Annotated in this window: 12 protein-coding genes; 11 read left to right on the top strand and 1 reads right to left on the bottom strand. The window is 47.4% G+C overall.

Annotation, left to right across the window (positions count from 1 at the left end; all coding sequences use genetic code 11):
* Positions 1–4 precede the first annotated feature (4 nt).
* The 5 genes from KTR07_RS04590 (at position 5) to KTR07_RS04570 (ending at position 8,884) form a co-directional block, all read left to right on the top strand.
* Positions 5–1,567, top strand: coding sequence for a glycoside hydrolase (locus tag KTR07_RS04590; RefSeq protein WP_016269077.1), 1,563 nt, complete (start codon positions 5–7; stop codon positions 1,565–1,567).
* 25 nt (positions 1,568–1,592) lie between these two features.
* A complete protein-coding gene (locus tag KTR07_RS04585) occupies positions 1,593–2,771 on the top strand; it encodes a hypothetical protein (protein ID WP_181590407.1) in 1,179 nt (392 codons plus the stop codon).
* 189 nt (positions 2,772–2,960) lie between these two features.
* Entirely contained in the window at positions 2,961–4,151 is a 1,191-nt protein-coding gene (locus KTR07_RS04580) for a glycoside hydrolase family 130 protein (RefSeq protein ID WP_011108595.1), read from the top strand.
* Between the two features lie 250 nt (positions 4,152–4,401).
* Positions 4,402–6,279: a sodium:solute symporter family protein gene (locus KTR07_RS04575; RefSeq protein WP_011108596.1), complete on the top strand. Its 1,878-nt coding sequence runs from the start codon at positions 4,402–4,404 to the stop codon at positions 6,277–6,279.
* A gap of 130 nt (positions 6,280–6,409) precedes the next feature.
* Complete coding sequence (locus tag KTR07_RS04570; RefSeq protein WP_217315210.1) at positions 6,410–8,884, top strand: PQQ-binding-like beta-propeller repeat protein; 2,475 nt, start codon at positions 6,410–6,412, stop codon at positions 8,882–8,884.
* 13 nt (positions 8,885–8,897) lie between these two features.
* On the opposite strand, the gene KTR07_RS04565 is transcribed toward KTR07_RS04570, so the two are convergent.
* Entirely contained in the window at positions 8,898–9,524 is a 627-nt protein-coding gene (locus KTR07_RS04565; protein ID WP_011108598.1) for an ORF6N domain-containing protein, read from the bottom strand.
* A gap of 170 nt (positions 9,525–9,694) precedes the next feature.
* Between KTR07_RS04565 and KTR07_RS04560 the strand changes: the two genes are divergently transcribed.
* The 6 genes from KTR07_RS04560 to KTR07_RS04535 all read left to right on the top strand — a co-directional run bounded on the left by KTR07_RS04560 (position 9,695) and on the right by KTR07_RS04535 (position 18,276).
* Positions 9,695–10,831: a GNAT family N-acetyltransferase gene (locus KTR07_RS04560; protein ID WP_008761753.1), complete on the top strand. Its 1,137-nt coding sequence runs from the start codon at positions 9,695–9,697 to the stop codon at positions 10,829–10,831.
* A 5-nt stretch (positions 10,832–10,836) separates the two neighbouring features.
* Positions 10,837–12,714 (top strand): DNA topoisomerase IV subunit B, encoded by a 1,878-nt coding sequence (locus KTR07_RS04555; protein WP_008761752.1) that lies wholly within the window; start codon positions 10,837–10,839, stop codon positions 12,712–12,714.
* The gene (gene coaD / locus KTR07_RS04550; RefSeq protein ID WP_008761751.1) at positions 12,711–13,166 is read left to right on the top strand and encodes a pantetheine-phosphate adenylyltransferase; all 456 of its coding nucleotides are present in this window, start codon (positions 12,711–12,713) and stop codon (positions 13,164–13,166) included. Before KTR07_RS04555 ends, coaD begins: the two co-directional genes overlap by 4 nt.
* 111 nt (positions 13,167–13,277) lie before the next feature.
* On the top strand, positions 13,278–14,861 hold the full coding sequence (locus KTR07_RS04545) for a S41 family peptidase (protein WP_217315208.1): 1,584 nt from the start codon (positions 13,278–13,280) through the stop codon (positions 14,859–14,861).
* 80 nt (positions 14,862–14,941) lie between these two features.
* Entirely contained in the window at positions 14,942–17,524 is a 2,583-nt protein-coding gene (locus tag KTR07_RS04540; protein WP_217315206.1) for an outer membrane beta-barrel family protein, read from the top strand.
* 242 nt (positions 17,525–17,766) lie between these two features.
* Entirely contained in the window at positions 17,767–18,276 is a 510-nt protein-coding gene (locus KTR07_RS04535; protein ID WP_008761748.1) for an RNA polymerase sigma-70 factor, read from the top strand.
* Positions 18,277–18,279: the final 3 nt, after the last annotated feature.

The raw sequence follows: 18,279 nt of genomic DNA, 5'->3' as shown, positions 1-18,279 counted from the left end.
CAACATGAAAAAGATATATTCATTATTATTCGTATCCCTCTTTCTATTCATTGGATACTCTTGTGACGATGGAAGTCTGAGTCACAGTGACGTCTACATCCCGGACCCGGTAGAAGAAACAGACGAGGATGACGGATTCTCAGCCGAACCCACTACAGAAGCTGTCATCAAAGTACAGTTCGGAGAAGGGCACGAACATCAGATAATCGATGGCTTCGGATGTGCCTTTGCAGAGTGGTCACATCGTATATGGAACAACATGATGCGCGAAGATGTAGTCAATGACCTTTTCGGAGAAAATGGCTTGAAGCTTAATATTTTCAGAGGTGAGGTATTTCCACACTATCAGAACCCTACCACAAACGTCATTGACTTCGGAATGAACCGTACCTTCAATCTTGCAGCCAACGACCCTTCTATGATCAATGATTACTGGAGAGACTTTAACGGTTCCGGATGTGGCGAACAAGTACAATTAGGTCAAATGTGGCTGGTAGATATCCTGCAGAAAAAATATAAAGATGTGAAATTTATATTCTCTACCTGGAGTCCTCCCGGAACTATGAAATCTAACGGAAAGCCCTCAGGCGGTAGCCTGGCGTCCGGTTCGGAAGACGCATATGCTAACTATCTGATTGACTTCATCAAAGCATACACTGAAAAGTTCGGCATTGAGATATATGCAATATCACCATCTAATGAGCCTAACAGCAGTGGAACGGGATGGAACGGTTGTAGCTGGAGTTATACCAATCTGGCTAACTTCTGCCAGAAGAATCTTCGCCCGGCTTTAGATAAAGCAGGTTATCAAGACATGAAGATTATCTTTGGAGAGCACTCGTGGTGGAAAGCAGGAGTCACTTTTCTTGAAAATGGCTTGAAAGCCTGTCCCGATCTGGTTAACTCCAACATTATTGCAGCAGCTCACGGATACACATTAATTGGCAACACTGAGTTTGTACAATCACCACTCTGCGCTGAAAATAATATTCATTTATGGAATACGGAAACCAGTTCTACAGACACATACGATCCATCCTGGAAAAACGCGATGCAATGGGCTACTACTTTCCATAATTATCTGGCAGTTTCCAACCTGAACGCATTTATCTGGTGGGCAGGTGCACGTCCTTGTACGAATAATGAAGCGTTGATCAGACTGGAAGAAGCACTTCCCGGAACCAATTATGAAAGAGCGTCCCGCTACTACAGTTACGGACAATTTACTAAGTTTATCCCGGAAGGAAGCCGACGTGTGGATATCAAGACTGTTGCTCCCGAAGGTGACGAAGAAGCATTCCCGAAAGAACTGTTGATGACAGCTTACATCAAGGACGACAATTATACGATCGTACTGGTAAACAATTCTACAAGCAAGGCCTTCGAAACCAAACTGGAAATTGAAGGAAAAGAGTTTCAGACCATGATCTCGTATACATCAGATGAAGGAGTTAAGTGGCAACGCAAAAAAGTAAATCCATCTCTCAGCGGATTGCGCTCCATTACAGTCCCTAAGTTTAGTGTAGTAACCATCACTGGTAAAATGAAAGATATTGAAGCTGAATAAATAGTCTAAATAAACAATGAATATCATGAAAAGAAATCTATTATATTTGGCAGGATTCCTGCTTGCAGCCGCTACTGTTTTCTCCGGCTGTAATGACGATGATCCATCCTATCACGACTTAGTGCCGAATACGCAGGAGTTGATCATTAATTTGGATGAGACCCCGGAAGGAATCATTCAAATAGTTCAAGGCAACGGCAATTATAAAATTACAAGTTCCAATGAAGATGTAGCAACCGCCATTGCCGAAGGTAACAAAATTAAAGTAACAGCTCTGAAGGCCGGTAGTACCGACTTATCTATTACCGACTGGGCTAAAATGAGTACCAATGTCAAAGTCATCGTCGATCAGTTAAGTGAACTGGTTTTGTCCAATTCGGCTACAACAATGTATCCGGGTGAAAACAAGACAGTCAATGTTTATACAGGAAACAGAGGCTACAAAGTAACAGTTGACAAAGAATCTGTCGTGAAAGCTACAGTAGATGAAGAAGGACATATACAGATAGAATCTCTGGCACCAGGCAATGCAACAGTTACAGTGACCGACAGACTGAACAAGAGTGCGGAATTTTCAGTAAAAGTAATAAAGAAACTTGTAGTTGACAATAGTGAAGAAATTGCTTATTTGACAGTCGGTGAACCTTTGACAATCAAGATTCTGGACGGTAACGGAGGCTATACCTGCACAAATAATGGTTCTGCCACTTATCTGAAATGCACGATAGCGGAAAATGGAACAGATGTTATCATCGAAGGTCTTAAAAGATATCGTTTCAACAAGACGGTAACAATCAAAGACCAGGAAGGAGAGTCAATCAGCATCAATATAGTCTATATCGACGACCTATATCTGGAGAATCCATCATATCGTTACTTAATAGCAGGTTCATCTTCTTATCAGTCTGTCTCTACCTCGGCAGTGGGTTCCATTACTCATTCGGAAGAGTTCAATATGTCCGAAATTATTATAAAAGGAACAGGAACTTATGCCAGCGGTTTTGCAGTTCAGTTTACAGGTGATTTGACGAAAGGCAACAAAGGTGATGCGGTACTGTATAAAGTAACAAGAAATGCAGTGGACAAAAAAGTGAAATATCCGATAGAAGATTGCCGGATCGATAAAGTGGAAGATGGTTGGTACTGGGTCAGCTTCTTAGAACCCAATTGCACCATCCGCTCTTATATGATTACCAAACAATAGTTTATAGACTTGACACATGTATTTTTTGAAAGTACCCCCATACTTTCAAAATGACAAAAGTACAAAGAGACTGTCCCTACAACACCGTATATCTCAGGTATGTCTGGCTTGCAAACAGTCTCTTTTGTCCTGTCAAGTAATACAAAAAGGATCGCAAGCCGATGCTTTACTCTAATTTTATGAATTGATATGAATAGATATGATAACAGACTACATATTCTCACGAAAGAATATGATGAGCTCATCTCACGTGAAAATGAAAAGATACTGCCCGGCAATGGTGTTTTTGAACGATACAAATATCCCATTCTGACAGCAGAGCACCCTCCGCTGGAGTGGAGATACGACTTCAATCCGGAAACAAATCCCTATCTGATGGAACGTTTCGGCATTAACGCCGTATTCAATGCAGGCGCTATCAAATTCAACGGGAAATATCTTGTTATGGCACGGGTAGAAGGACATGACCGCAAATCATTCTTCGCCATCGCAGAAAGTCCCAATGGTATCGACAACTTCCGCTTTTGGGAATATCCGGTACAACTGCCGGACCTATATCCGGAAGAAACGAACGTCTACGATATGCGTCTGACAAAACACGAGGACGGATGGATATACGGTATCTTCTGCTCGGAAAGCAAAGATCCGGACGCACCCGCAGGAGACCTCACCTCGGCCATTGCAGCAGCAGGAATCATACGCAGCAGGGACCTTAAAAACTGGGAACGCCTGCCCAACCTCGTCTCCCAAAGCCAGCAACGGAATGTAGTGCTGCACCCAGAGTTCGTAGACGGAAAATATGCATTGTACACCCGTCCGCAGGACGGATTCATCGATGCAGGCAGCGGAGGCGGTATTTCATGGGCATTGATAGACGATATCACTCATGCAGTGATCAAGAAGGAAATCGTCATAGAACAGCGCCATTATCACACGATCAAAGAAGTGAAAAACGGTGAAGGGCCTCATCCCATCAAGACTCCCCAAGGATGGCTACATCTGGCACACGGAGTCCGTGCCTGTGCTGCCGGGCTCAGATATGTCCTATATCTGTATATGACGTCTTTAGATGATCCAAGGAAGGTGATAGCCCAGCCGGGAGGTTACTTCATGGCACCTGTGGGAGAAGAAAGAACCGGAGATGTATCCAACGTGCTATTCTCCAACGGATGGATCGCGGATGAAGACGGAACGGTATACATCTACTATGCTTCCTCCGACACACGGATGCACGTAGCGACTTCTACGATCGAACGACTAATCGATTACTGCCGGCATACACCGGAAGACAGACTCCGTTCCACGACTTCCGTGAAAAGCATATACGATATCATAGAAGCCAATAAGCTCGTGATGTCGGAAAATGCCGTTGTATTATAGTTCCGAAAGCAGTATTATCATCTGTCTTTCAGGATGTTCCATTCTGCATGATGGATGTTAACAACTGAGTTGCAGGGTATTAACAGCTGACACGTCAAGTATTAACACCTGACGTGTCAGCTATTAAAGCCTGAGAAGTCAGATAAATAGTATCAGTATGAGTTAAAATAATATTTGTTTCTTCCCCACATTCGACCTACTTTTGTACCTGATAGATTATTAATGTACAAAACCTAATCAAAATAGCAACATGAAATTACACACATCCGATCTTCTGATCATCTGCGCCTACCTCATTGCCATGATTGTCATCGGACTCATACTGAAGAAGCGAGCCGCACAGAATATGGACTCCTATTTCCTGGGAGGCAAATCACTGCCCTTCTATATGCTTGGCCTGTCCAATGCATCCGGAATGTTCGACATCACCGGTACGATGCTAATGGTTTACTGGGCATTTGCCTACGGATTCAAAAGTCTCTGGATTCCCTGGCTGTGGCCGGTATTCAATCAGATATTCCTCATGGTTTATCTGTCGGTGTGGTTGCGGCGTTCCAATGTGCTCACCGGAGCCGAATGGATCAAAACCCGCTTCGGTAAAGGCAAGGGAGCGACACTCTCTCATACCATCGTTGTCGTATTTGCGTTATTAAGCGTACTCGGATTTCTGAGTTACGGATTCATAGGAATAGGCAAATTCATGGAAATCTTTATTCCCTGGGAAGTCATTTCACCCTACATTCCTTTCACGGTATCACCGGAGTATGTTCCGCATGTATACGGTATCTTCTTCACAGCTATCGCCACCTTCTACGTCATGTTGGGGGGAATGCTGAGCATCGTATGGACAGATGTCGTACAGTTCCTTATCATGACGGTGGCAGGCATCGTTATCGTAGTGATCGGTATGCAGATGGTGGCGCCGGATATGATACACTCCTTTGTACCTGCCGGATGGGATTCCCCTTTCTTCGGATGGACGCTCGATATTGACTGGAGCAGCCGGATGAGTTTGCTGACCGAACGAATGGCGAACGAACCTTACAGTCTGATAGGTATCTTTGTCATGATGGCGTTGCTCAAAGGCATCTTCATGAGTATGGCAGGGCCTGCGCCCAACTATGATATGCAGAAAATTCTGTCCTGCAAATCTCCCAAAGAAGCGGCGATGATGAGCGGTTCCGTATCCGTCGTGCTGTTAATTCCACGCTATCTGATGATTATGGGATTTGCATTACTTGCCATCTATTTCTTCAAGGAAGACGGCGGACTGACACAGATGGAGGTGACCCGCACGGACTTTGAGACAATTCTTCCCCATCTGATCACACGATATGTTCCGGCAGGATTTGCAGGATTATTATTGGCAGGTCTACTGGCAGCTTTCATGTCGACCTTTGCTTCTACCGTCAATGCAGCCCCTGCATATATCGTAAATGATATTTATCTGAAATACATCAACCCGAAAGCGAGTGTGAAGACACAGATACGCAGCAGCTATGTCATTTCCGTTGCAGTAGTGGTGGTGAGCACCGTCATCGGATTCTTCCTGAAAGATATCAATGAAATCTTTCAGTGGATTGTTGGTGCACTGTTCGGAGGATACATCGCAGCCAACGTACTGAAATGGCATTGGTGGCGTTTCAACGGTGAAGGTTACTTCTGGGGAATGACTGCCGGAGTAGTGGCCGCTATTGTGATGAAATTTACCGTTCCGGATGCATGGGTACTTTATTTCTTCCCCGTACTGTTCGGCGTCTCTCTGATCGGATGTATCATCGGGACTTACAGTGCTCCGGCTACAGATGAAGAGACTCTGATCAACTTCTACGTCAATGTACGCCCATGGGGATGCTGGAAGCCGATTCAGGAGAAAGCAATCGCCCGTTACCCGCATATTCAGGCGAATAAAAACTTCAAAAGAGATGCCTTCAATGTGGCGATAGGAATCATCTGGCAATGTACGCTTACCATCATTCCAATGTACCTCGTTGTCCGCGAACAGTTAGGGCTCTGGAGTTCTATCGCTTTGCTTCTGATTACCACGCTCATACTCAGAAAAACCTGGTACAAGCCTTTGTGTAAGGAAGAAGCGAGATACAACGAAGAGATGAAACAAATACGATAAGTATCAGCATAATTAATTTATATCATAAATTTAGGCACGGATGACACGGATTTCACGGATTTAAGAGATCGGTCAATTAAAAACCGCGTTAATCCGTGTCATCTGTGCCTAATAAAACAGAGAACCGATCATGAAAAGACTATCCGTAATACTCTTGTCATTTTTACTATATCTTCCGCTGTGCGCACAATTTAAAGGAACCGTCTATGTCGACATCAATCAATCGGGCACATTCGACAAAGGAGACAAACCGCTGGAGGGAGTGATGGTAACAGACGGAATGAACGTAGTAAAAACAGATAGAAAAGGCCGGTTCTCCTTATCGGGATTCGAGAAAACCCGATTTATCAGCATCACTACGCCTGCCGGATTCGAGACACAGCAATTCTACCTCCCTGTCAAGGAGGACAGGAAAAGCTATGATTTTATAGTGACCGAAAGCGAACGGACCAAGGGCAGAGAACACTCCTTTATCCATATCACCGACACGGAAGTGACCGGAGGAATGGGACGTTGGGTCACCGACCTACAGCAATACATAAAGAACGAACAACCGGCTTTTCTGATTCATACCGGAGACATCTGTTACGAACCGGGACTCACAATGCACAATCAAGTAGTGAATGCACAAACAATGGACTGCCCCGTCTATTACTGCATAGGCAACCACGACCTGGTGAAAGGCAACTACGGCGAAGAACTTTATGAATCGATTTATGGCCCGACATGGTATTCGTTCGATATCGGCAACGTGCATTACGTCGTTACTCCCATCGACCACGGAGACAACCCGACCGATTACACGCAAAGGGATGTATACAACTGGCTGAAGAATGACCTCGCCCTGATGAAGAAAGATCAGGCGCTTGTTCTTTTTAACCACGACCTGTTTACTCCCAGCGATAACTTCGTATTCAAGGCAGACAAAAAGGATATCCTCGACCTCCGTACGTTCAACACGAAAGCACAAATCTACGGACATATGCACTACAACTACGTCCGCAATCAGAAAGGCATTTATACCATCTGCACCGGCACACTGGACAAAGGAGGTATCGATCACTCCCCTTCTTCTTTCAGAGACATAAAGATAGATGCCAACGATCACCTCACAACGCAACTGCGCTATACTTTCATCGAACCGCAAATCGCTATCGTTTCTCCGATGAAGAACCAAGCAACCCCCATACATCCGGAAACCGGCTATCAGCTTCCGGTCTCGGTCAACACCTATAACTCACAGGCAAAAACATCGTCTGTTTCTTATGTGCTGAGCAATCCGGAAGACAACCGGGAAATAGCCAAAGGCAACCTGTCGCCCCTCACCGACTGGAACTGGAGCGGAAATATTCAAATACCCGCTAACGAAAACGGAAAGAAACTGAACCTGACAGTGACTTCATCCTTCAACGACGGAAAGGAAGCGACTGCCACCAGTCAGTTCCTTTATCAGAAAGATTTCAAATCGACTGCTATCGCAGGGAAGGACTGGAATACCCTACTTCAGAACGCAAGTCACTCCGGTGGAATAAATGACTCCCAAATCAAACTCCCCCTGCAACTACAATGGACAGCGAACACAGGAAGTAACATCTTCATGACCTCCCCCCTCATCGCCGGACAAAGAGTATTCATTGCCACTACCGATGATAACACGTCGCTCAACACTTATATCTGTGCATTCGACTTCCATTCCGGCAAACAACTATGGAAGTTCCGCACGGAAAACTCGGTAAAGAATACCATTGCCTGCGAAAATGGAATCGTTGTAGCCCAGGATGCCTCCTGCAATCTGTACGCCCTCGACGCAGCATCCGGAAAACCACTGTGGCAACAATACATCAACTTAAAGAACTATCCCTATCTGAGCGAAGGACTGACAGTTGACAAAGGAATCGTTTATGCCGGAATCGGCGCCGGACTTTCAGCCTACGACCTGAAAACAGGAAAAGTGATATGGACCAACACGGACTGGAAACAACGGGAAGGCTCGACCACCACGTTAACCATCGCCGGAGACGTACTAATCAGTGGCACCCAATGGGGAGGACTGTATGGCAACGACATCCGCACTGGCAAACAACTCTGGAAACTCTCGGACAACGGACTCGGCAACCGAGGTGCCTCTCCGGTCTACAGAGACGGAAAATTATGGATCATCTCCTCCAAAAGCTTTTTCCTGATAGAACCTCAAACCGGTAAAGTACTCCAGCAAAAGGAACTGTCCGCCAACCTGGACGTGACATCTACCCCGCTTGTCACCGAACATGAGATTATCTTCGGCAGCGCAGACCGTGGAATCTTCGCTCTCGACAAACCGACTCTTTTCATCAAATGGAGAGCCGAGACTTTACCTTCTCTTGTATACACTGCTCCTTATTCTTCTACGCCGCAGGCGGGAGTAGAAACAAGCCCTGTATCTTCACAAGGAATTGTCTATATCGGAGCTTCCGACGGGTATTTATACGCCATCGACCAGTCAACAGGGATTATCAAAGACAAGTTGTACTTCGGAGCACCAGTTTTCTCAACGATAGCCGTATCGGGAAACAGAATGATAGTTTGTGACTTTGCCGGCAATGTTTACTGCTTTGCATCTAACTAAATTTGCCGGCCTCTCACTCTTCCTTATCATAATGAACGAAACCAATCGGTTTACGTTTCTTATGCTGGGGTACTTGTTTCTGTTTATCAGCCAATTGCGATAAAGCTAAATAGATGCCGTCCAATTCTTTGCGGGTATCTTCGCTAAGGTCGTTGATTGCCTCCAATGTTTCCTCACCTATCTGATTGATCATTGCGAAAGCTTTGCAACCTTGATTCTCCAACTCTTGTATGCGCTGTTTCAGCTCTTCTATTTCTTCATTCTTGGCTTCACTAGCCAATACATATTGGCGGATACTGACAAAAGCACGCATAATATTGATATTTACCCTAATGGCTACTTCCGAATGCAGGACACTTGAAAGCATGGCTACACCCTGTTCGGTAAAAGCAAACGGCTTGTAAGCACTGAAGTTATACTGGGGTGTCCCATTTTGGGATACCCTACTGGATAACAAAGAGTTAGCCTCTTCTGTCGAGAGTTCAAACATAAAGTCAATAGGAAAACGGTCAATGTTACGTCTTACGGCACGCTTTAACAAGCGGGTTTCTGTTGCATACAATTCCGCCAAATCGAAATCGAGCATCACCTTCTGCCCTCTGATCTCATATATTTTATTCTGAATAATCTGCAGTTCCATTTGTGTTATAGTTATTTCTGACAAAGGTACTCCAAATATCAGTCCAAGCAACGATTCACTACCTTTTTATTTTCCGGAATCGGGCCTCCCCCTGTACAGTTTTTCCCACCCGTAGCGTTGTAATTTAAAGATTATCACGTATCTTTGCCCCTCAATCATAAATACGAGATATGGCTATTACAATCAAGAAAGTCTCTACAAAGAGAGAACTTAAGAAGTTTATTCGCTTTAATTACAGGATGTATAAGGGCAATCCATATTCCGTGCCCGACCTTTACGATGACATGCTCAACACATTCAACAAAAAGAAGAATGCGGCATTCGAGTTCTGTGAAGCAGATTACTTCCTGGCATACCGGGACGACAAAATCGTAGGTCGTGTGGCCGCTATCATCAATAACCGCGCCAACGAAAAGTGGGAATGCAAGAACGTCCGTTTCGGATGGATAGATTTCATTGATGACCCCGAAGTATCATCCGCACTCATCAAGACCGTCGAAGACTGGGGAAAAGAGCGCGGCATGACTCACATCACAGGTCCTCTGGGATTCACCGATTTCGATGCGGAAGGAATGCTGATCGAAGGATTCGACCAGCTCAGCACAATGGCTACTATCTACAACCACCCGTATTACCCCGTACACATGGAGAGACTCGGTTTCGAGAAAGACGCCGACTGGGTGGAATACAAAATCTACATCCCCGATGCCATCCCCGACAAGCACAAGCGTATCTCCGAACTGATTCAACGAAAATACAACCTGAAGATAAAGAAATACACCTCCGGAAGAAAAATAGCCAAAGACTACGGACAGGAAATCTTCGAACTGATGAACGAAGCATACAGCCCGCTCTACGGCTACTCCCCGCTGACGCAACGGCAAATCAACCAGTACGTAAAGATGTATCTCCCGATTCTCGACTTACGGATGGTTACCCTCATTACCGACGCCGACGACAAGCTGGTATGCGTAGGCATCTCCATGCCGTCTCTTGCCGAGGCCCTGCAAAAGTCACACGGCCGTCTGCTCCCTCTAGGATGGTTCTATCTGCTGAAAGCACTGTTCATGAAACGCCGTGCCAAAATGCTTGACCTGCTGCTTGTAGCAGTCAAACCGGAGTACCAGAATAAAGGTGTTAACGCTTTGTTATTTTCCGATTTAATTCCGGTTTATCAAAAATTAGGTTTTATCTTTGCGGAAAGCAACCCCGAACTGGAACTGAACGGAAAAGTTCAGGCACAATGGGATTACTTTGAGACTAAGCAACATAAGCGCCGCCGTGCGTTCACCAAAGAGATTAAATAACAGCTATGGAAGAGAACGAATTGATATCTGTAGACAACAACAATGCAGTAGAGTACACTGACGACAACATCCGCCACCTGAGCGACATGGAACATGTGCGCACACGCCCCGGTATGTACATCGGTAGGCTGGGCGATGGCGCGCACGCCGAAGACGGAATCTATGTCCTCCTCAAAGAAGTCATTGACAACAGTATCGACGAGTTCAAAATGCAAGCCGGTAAGAAAATCGAAATTACCGTTGAAGAGAACCTCCGCGTCAGCGTACGCGACTACGGACGAGGCATCCCGCAGGGAAAGCTGGTAGAAGCCGTAAGCGTACTGAACACGGGTGGTAAATACGACAGCAAGGCATTTAAGAAAAGCGTCGGACTGAACGGTGTCGGTGTGAAAGCCGTCAACGCATTGAGCTCTCGTTTTGAAGTACGCAGTTACCGTGACGGTAAAGTGCGTATCGCCACATTCTCCAAAGGAAACCTGCAGACCGACGTGACGCAGGACACCGAAGAGGACAACGGAACCTTTATCTTCTTCGAACCGGACAATACGCTGTTCGTCAACTACTGCTTCAAGCCCGAATTTATCGAGACCATGTTGCGTAACTATACGTACCTCAACACGGGACTCGCCATCATTTACAACGGTCACCGCATCCTGTCGCGCAACGGTCTGGTAGACCTGCTGAACGACAACATGACGGCAACCGGCCTCTATCCCATCGTCCACCTGAAAGGAGAAGACATCGAAATCGCCTTCACTCACACCGGACAGTACGGAGAAGAATATTACTCCTTCGTCAACGGTCAGCACACCACACAGGGGGGTACCCATCAGAGTGCTTTCAAAGAACATATCGCCCGTACCATCAAAGAGTTCTTCAACAAGAACATGGACTATACCGACATCCGTAACGGACTGGTTGCCGCCATCGCCGTCAATGTGGAAGAGCCGATCTTCGAAAGCCAGACCAAAACGAAACTGGGATCTACCAACATGACTCCCGGCGGCGTGACAGTCAACAAATACGTAGGCGACTTCATCAAGTTGGAAGTAGACAACTTCCTGCACAAAAACGCGGACGTAGCGGAAGTAATGCAGCAAAAGATACAGGAATCGGAAAAGGAACGGAAAGCCATCGCAGGCGTCACGAAGCTGGCACGCGAACGTGCCAAGAAGGCCAACCTGCACAACCGCAAGTTGCGCGACTGCCGCATCCACCTCAACGACCCGAAAGGGAAAGGAATGGAAGAAGACTCCTGCATCTTCATCACCGAGGGAGACTCGGCGAGCGGTTCCATCACCAAAAGCCGTGACGTAAACACTCAGGCAGTATTCAGCCTTCGCGGTAAACCGCTGAACTCGTTCGGACTGACGAAAAAGGTAGTCTACGAAAACGAAGAGTTCAACCTGCTGCAAGCTGCGTTAAATATAGAAGACGGCATAGAAGGACTCCGTTACAACAAAGTGATCGTTGCCACCGATGCCGATGTGGACGGTATGCACATCCGCCTGCTGCTCATCACGTTCTTCCTGCAATTCTTCCCCGACCTCATCAAGAAAGGTCACGTATATATTCTGCAAACGCCGTTATTCCGCGTGCGCAACAAGAAGAAAACGGTGTACTGCTACAGCGAGGACGAACGGGTGAACGCCATCAACGAACTAAGCCCCAACCCGGAAATCACCCGATTCAAGGGACTCGGAGAAATATCACCGGACGAATTCAAGCACTTTATCGGCAAGGATATGCGCCTGGAACAAGTGACATTGCGTAAGACAGATGCCGTAAAAGAACTGCTGGAGTTCTACATGGGCAAGAATACAATGGAACGACAGAACTTTATTATAGACAATCTGGTTATAGAAGAAGACTTGGCATCATGAGAAAAGCAATATTTCCGGGTACATTCGACCCCTTCACCATCGGTCATTATTCGGTAGTGGAACGTGCACTCACCTTTATGGACGAGATAATCATCGGGATCGGTATCAACGAAAACAAGAATACCTATTTCCCCATCGAGAAAAGAGAAGAAATGATCCGGAATCTCTACAAGGACAATCCCCGCATCAAAGTGATGTCTTACGACTGTCTGACGATAGACTTTGCCCAACAGGTAGAAGCACAATTCATCGTTCGCGGCATCCGCACGGTCAAGGATTTCGAGTACGAAGAAACAATCGCGGACATCAACCGCAAACTGGCGGGCATCGAAACCATCCTGCTCTTCACAGAACCGGAACTGACCTGCGTCAGCTCAACGATTGTACGCGAGCTGCTGACTTACAACAAAGATATCAGCCAGTTTATCCCCGAAGGAATGGAGATAAATTGAAAGTCGGTAGTATCTCTATTGAGGCTGACTTTAAAGTCAGCCTCAGGGGAATGAAGATAGTTTGGATAACGCAAAGGTAACTTGCGAAACTTGAAATAATAATTAATGATGATGAAGAAGATTAAAGTATACGCCCTCCTGGTTTGTCTGTTGGCAACGTCTGCTGCACAGGCCCAAAGTTTCGGCTCTGCCGCCATGCGCAAACTCCAAATGGCGGAATTCGCGATTTCCAACTTCTACGTAGACAAAGTAGATGAAGACAAACTGGTAGAAGAAGCTATCATCAAGATGCTGGCACAGCTCGACCCGCACTCCACTTACTCGGATGCCGAAGAAGTGAAGAAGATGAACGAACCGCTTCAAGGCAACTTCGAAGGTATCGGCGTACAGTTCCAGATGATCGAGGACACCCTGCTCGTCGTACAACCCGTCAGCAACGGCCCCTCCGAGAAAGTGGGCATCCTTGCCGGCGACCGCATCATTGCCGTCAACGACTCCGCCATCGCAGGAGTAAAAATGAGCACGGAAGATATCATGAAGCGCCTGCGTGGCCCGAAAGGTTCGAAAGTCAACCTGACCATCGTCCGCCGTGGAGTACAAGACCCGCTCGTGTTCACCGTGAAAAGAGATAAGATACCTATCCTGAGTCTCGACGCTTCCTACATGATTCAGCCAAAGATCGGATACATCCGCGTCAACCGCTTTGGCGCAACCACCGCCGAAGAATTCAAGAAGGCAATGAAAGACCTGCAACAGCAAGGCATGAAAGACCTCATCCTCGACCTGCAAGGCAACGGCGGAGGATATCTGAACGCCGCCATCGACCTTGCCAACGAATTCCTCGGACAGAAGGAACTGATTGTTTACACCGAAGGCCGGACCGCACAGCGCAGCGAGTTCTTCGCCAAAGGAAACGGAGAGTTCCGTGACGGCCGCCTCATCGTATTGGTAGACGAATACACCGCTTCCGCCAGCGAAATCGTGAGCGGCGCAGTGCAGGACTGGGACAGAGGTATCATCGTAGGCCGCCGTTCTTTCGGCAAAGGACTGGTGCAACGTCCTATCGACCTGCCGGACGGCTCCATGATCCGACTGACCATTGCACGGTACTACACCCCTGCCGGTCGTTGCATCCAAAAGCCTTATGACAGTTCGACCGATTACAACAAAGACCTGATAGACCGCTTCAACCACGGAGAACTGATGAATGCCGACAGCATCCACTTCCCCGACTCGCTGAAAGTGCAGACCAAGAAACTGAAACGTACCGTCTACGGCGGAGGCGGCATCATGCCGGACTACTTCGTTCCGATTGATACGACTCTCTACACGGACTATCACCGGAAGCTGGTCGGCAAAGGAGTCATCATCAAATTCACGATGAAATTCATCGAAGACCACCGCAAGGAACTGGCCGATAAATATAAGAAGTTCGACAGCTTCAACGAAAAGTTTGTTATCGACGACGATATGCTCGCCACCCTCCGCGAAATGGGCGAGAAAGAAGGGGTGAAGTTTAACGAAGAGCAGTATCAGAAGGCACTTCCGCTGATCAAGACACAGTTGAAAGCACTGATAGCCCGCGACCTCTGGGATATGAACGAGTATTTCCGCGTCATGAATACGACGAACGAAAGTGTGCAGAAAGCATTGGAAATCCTCCGTTCGGGCGAGTATCAGAAGAAGTTGAAATAAACATCGAAAAATAAAACGGATCAACCGTACCCGATCAGACACCTTGGTTGTAGTATAAGTAAAATCATTAAAACAGAAGTATGATACGACAGTTTGGTTTTACTTGGACAGCAATCAGCTGGTTACTGATGGGATACGGTTTATTTTTTGCCCTCTCTCCTTTGCAGGCGCAGACCGCCATCAAGAAATTCTCACTAGAGCTAAAGAACGAAAGCCTGCCCGAAGCACTGAAGCAGTTGGAAAAGGCAGGAGGAAAAAACATCCTCTTCACCTACAACGGAACAGAAAGTTATCGGGTGACCGTCAGCATCCATGAAAAGACGGAACGCGAAGCCATCGACCTTGTACTGACCGGCAAACCCTTCCTTTGCATCGAACGGGAAGAGTATTTCGTCGTGCAGCGGAAGAAATCGGACAAAGCCATCGCCATAGCAGGCAAAGTATATGACGAAAAAGGAGCCCCCCTGCCCTTTGTCAACATTCTCGCCCTTGCCGCCGATTCCAGTTTCCTTGCCGGAAGCGTGACCGAAGAAGACGGCTCCTTCCATCTGCCCCCGGTAGCGGGAGAAGACTGTCTGCTGAAAGCGACCTACATAGGATACCGTCCGCAAATCATCCCCTGCCGGCAACAAAACACCATCCACCTGCAACCCGACACAGAGTTACTGAAAGAAGTAGTCGTCACCGCCTCCCGCCCGCTGATAGAACGGAAAGACGGAACGTTGAAGGCCAATATAGCCGGAACACCCCTTTCACTGATGGGATCGGCCAAAGAAATGATCTCCCACCTCCCTTTTGTCACCGGCTCGGACGGAGAATTTACCGTACTGGGCAGAGGCACTCCTGAAATCTATATCAACGGCCGCAAAGTCAGAGACAAGACCGAACTGGACCGTCTGCAAGCCAATGAAATACTATCGGCAGAAATCATCACTACACCGGGCGTACAATATGGCTCTTCGGTAGGCGCCGTCATCCGTCTGCGCACCATCCGCAAACGCGGACAGGGAATGAGCGGCAGTTTCTACACCGACTACTCGCAAGGACGCGAACCGATCGGCAACGAAGGCATATCCCTGAACTACCGTACCGGCGGACTGGATATTTTCGTAAAAGGAGACTTTGCGGAAATCAACAATCACACAACCAACATCTCCAGCCAGGACATTTATGCTTCGTCCGACTGGAACCAATCGACAGAAAACAAAAGCAAACAAACCTACCGCACCTTCAACGGCGAACTGGGATTCAACTACGAAATCGACGAAGACCAGTCATTCGGTATGCGCTATATGCCCGGCACGAACATAGGCAATGCACATACTACCAATGAAGGGACCACCCTCATCCTGCAAGACGGCAAAGAAGTAGACCACCTGCACGCTCTCCGCCAAACAGATGCCCACACCGGCTGGTGGCAGGCAGCCAACGGATACTACAACGGCACTTTCGGCAAATGGAACATCGACTTCAACGCCGACTACCTGTACGGCCGGGACCGCATCCGTCAATATGCCGAAAACAACGGAATCGAAGACGCCACTTCGAGCAACCGCGTACGCAACCACCTCTATGCCGCCAAACTCCTGCTCACCGCCCCACTCTGGAAAGGCAAACTCAGTTTCGGCACAGAAGAGACATTCACCAACCGCCACGACGTATTTCTCCAAAGCGGCTTCTCCGCCGATGCCGACGACCGCATCAAACAAACGATGCTCTCCGGCTTCATCGACTACAGCCTGCCATTGGGAAAGTTCAACATCCTTGCCGGACTGCGCTATGAATTTCAACAAACAGATTACTACGAGAAAGGGATTCACCAAGACGACCAAAGCCCCACCTATCGCGACTGGATACCGGTAGTCAGCATCAGATACACCTCCGGCAACTGGTTCTTCGCCCTTTCTCACCGGACGCTGAAATACAGTCCCAGTTATGACATGCTCACCAGCGCCGTCACCTATCAGAACAAGTACTCCTACCAGAGCGGAGACCCGTTTCTCGTTCCTCAGATACATCGTGCGACTTTCTTTGATGCCGGATGGAAATGGATCAACTTCAGCCTCAACTACGACCATTGCTGGAATATGTACACCAGCTACACCCGACCGTATGACGACATCAACCATCCCGGTGTATTGCTGTTCGGCAGGGCAAGCATTCCGCATTCCAACCGATACGGAGGCAGCATCGTCCTTTCGCCAAAGATCGGCATATGGCAGCCTCAGTTCACCACCGGTATTGACTGGTTCAACTCTCACGCAACCTCCATAGGCATCACCCAAAACTGGAATGAACCGCGATTCTATTTCATTTTTGATAACAACTTCAGTTTCCCTAAAGGTTGGTTCTTCAACATCAAAGGAGAACTGGCGCCCGGCGCCAAACAAAGTTACGCCATCTGGAAAACCGAAGGAAGAGTAGATGCCCAACTGACCAAATCGTTCCTGAAAGACCAGGCGCTGAAAGTATCGCTAACCGCGAAAGACATCTTTCACACCGCCCACAGATACTTCACCATCTATGGTGACCGTACCTTCAGTTCCAGTCGTGAATATACCGATCAGCAGCGCTTCGGTATCCGGCTGAGCTATCAGTTCAACGCCACAAAGAGCAAATATAAAGGAACCGGAGCCGGAGCAAGCGAAAAGTCACGTTTGTAATTCCCGGTTTCACAAAGATGACCAACAAGTCGGTTCCATCACAAGAGAGGCTGACTAAAAAGTCAATAGTATTCCCAATCTCCTCCTTCGGGAAGGAGGAGTACCCGTAGGGGGAGGTGGTAGGTGAACACATTAAAGTTACTACCGACTTTTTAATCAGCCCCCTACTTAGGTTACTACTGATTTTTTAGTCGAACTCAGGGAAAAGTACTATTTTTGCAGCTTCAGAATCCAGATAAAGAATGTTCCTGTTCCATAAAAACCAGACAAAACGAGAGGCCTTCGGGCAAATGTTTACGGAAATGTACCCGCGAATGGTCCGTTACGCCTCACAACTGATGGGCGACGGAGAGGAAGCACGGGACATCGTAAGCGAAGTGATGGAACAGGCCTGGAAACACTTCGACCAATTGGACGAGGCCGACCGCGGAGGCTGGATTTATACAGCAGTCCGCAACACCTGCCTCAACCGGATGAAGCATCTGCAAGTGGAACGGGACAATGCGAAAGCACTCTACGAAGCGACGCTGGCCGATGTAAAAAGTAACTATCGGGAACACGAAGCACTGTTGCAGAAAGCGGAAACGATAGCCCGAAGCCTGCCGGAACCGACTTGCACCATCCTGCGGCTATGCTATTACGAACATCTCACCTATCGGGAAGTCGCCCAACAACTCGGCATCAGTCCCGACACGGTAAAAAAACATATATCCAAAGCATTGCGTACACTACGCGAAGCCATGAAAGAATAAAGA

The organism is Bacteroides sp. MSK.20.82 (assembly GCF_019052485.1).
In the GTDB taxonomy this organism is placed as follows: domain Bacteria; phylum Bacteroidota; class Bacteroidia; order Bacteroidales; family Bacteroidaceae; genus Bacteroides; species Bacteroides thetaiotaomicron.
The sequence above is the reverse complement of the archived record's forward strand: the minus strand, read 5'-3'. Positions and strand labels throughout refer to the sequence as shown.

What these genes read in the sequence shown, in the direction of transcription:
- KTR07_RS04590 (WP_016269077.1), top strand. Translation starts at nt 5, where the DNA reads ATGAAAAAGATATATTCATTATTATTCGTATCCCTCTTTCTATTCATT.
- KTR07_RS04585 (WP_181590407.1), top strand. Translation starts at nt 1,593, where the DNA reads ATGAAAAGAAATCTATTATATTTGGCAGGATTCCTGCTTGCAGCCGCT.
- KTR07_RS04580 (WP_011108595.1), top strand. Translation starts at nt 2,961, where the DNA reads ATGAATAGATATGATAACAGACTACATATTCTCACGAAAGAATATGAT.
- KTR07_RS04575 (WP_011108596.1), top strand. Translation starts at nt 4,402, where the DNA reads ATGAAATTACACACATCCGATCTTCTGATCATCTGCGCCTACCTCATT.
- KTR07_RS04570 (WP_217315210.1), top strand. Translation starts at nt 6,410, where the DNA reads ATGAAAAGACTATCCGTAATACTCTTGTCATTTTTACTATATCTTCCG.
- KTR07_RS04565 (WP_011108598.1), bottom strand. Translation starts at nt 9,524, where the DNA reads ATGGAACTGCAGATTATTCAGAATAAAATATATGAGATCAGAGGGCAG.
- KTR07_RS04560 (WP_008761753.1), top strand. Translation starts at nt 9,695, where the DNA reads ATGGCTATTACAATCAAGAAAGTCTCTACAAAGAGAGAACTTAAGAAG.
- KTR07_RS04555 (WP_008761752.1), top strand. Translation starts at nt 10,837, where the DNA reads ATGGAAGAGAACGAATTGATATCTGTAGACAACAACAATGCAGTAGAG.
- coaD (WP_008761751.1), top strand. Translation starts at nt 12,711, where the DNA reads ATGAGAAAAGCAATATTTCCGGGTACATTCGACCCCTTCACCATCGGT.
- KTR07_RS04545 (WP_217315208.1), top strand. Translation starts at nt 13,278, where the DNA reads ATGAAGAAGATTAAAGTATACGCCCTCCTGGTTTGTCTGTTGGCAACG.
- KTR07_RS04540 (WP_217315206.1), top strand. Translation starts at nt 14,942, where the DNA reads ATGATACGACAGTTTGGTTTTACTTGGACAGCAATCAGCTGGTTACTG.
- KTR07_RS04535 (WP_008761748.1), top strand. Translation starts at nt 17,767, where the DNA reads ATGTTCCTGTTCCATAAAAACCAGACAAAACGAGAGGCCTTCGGGCAA.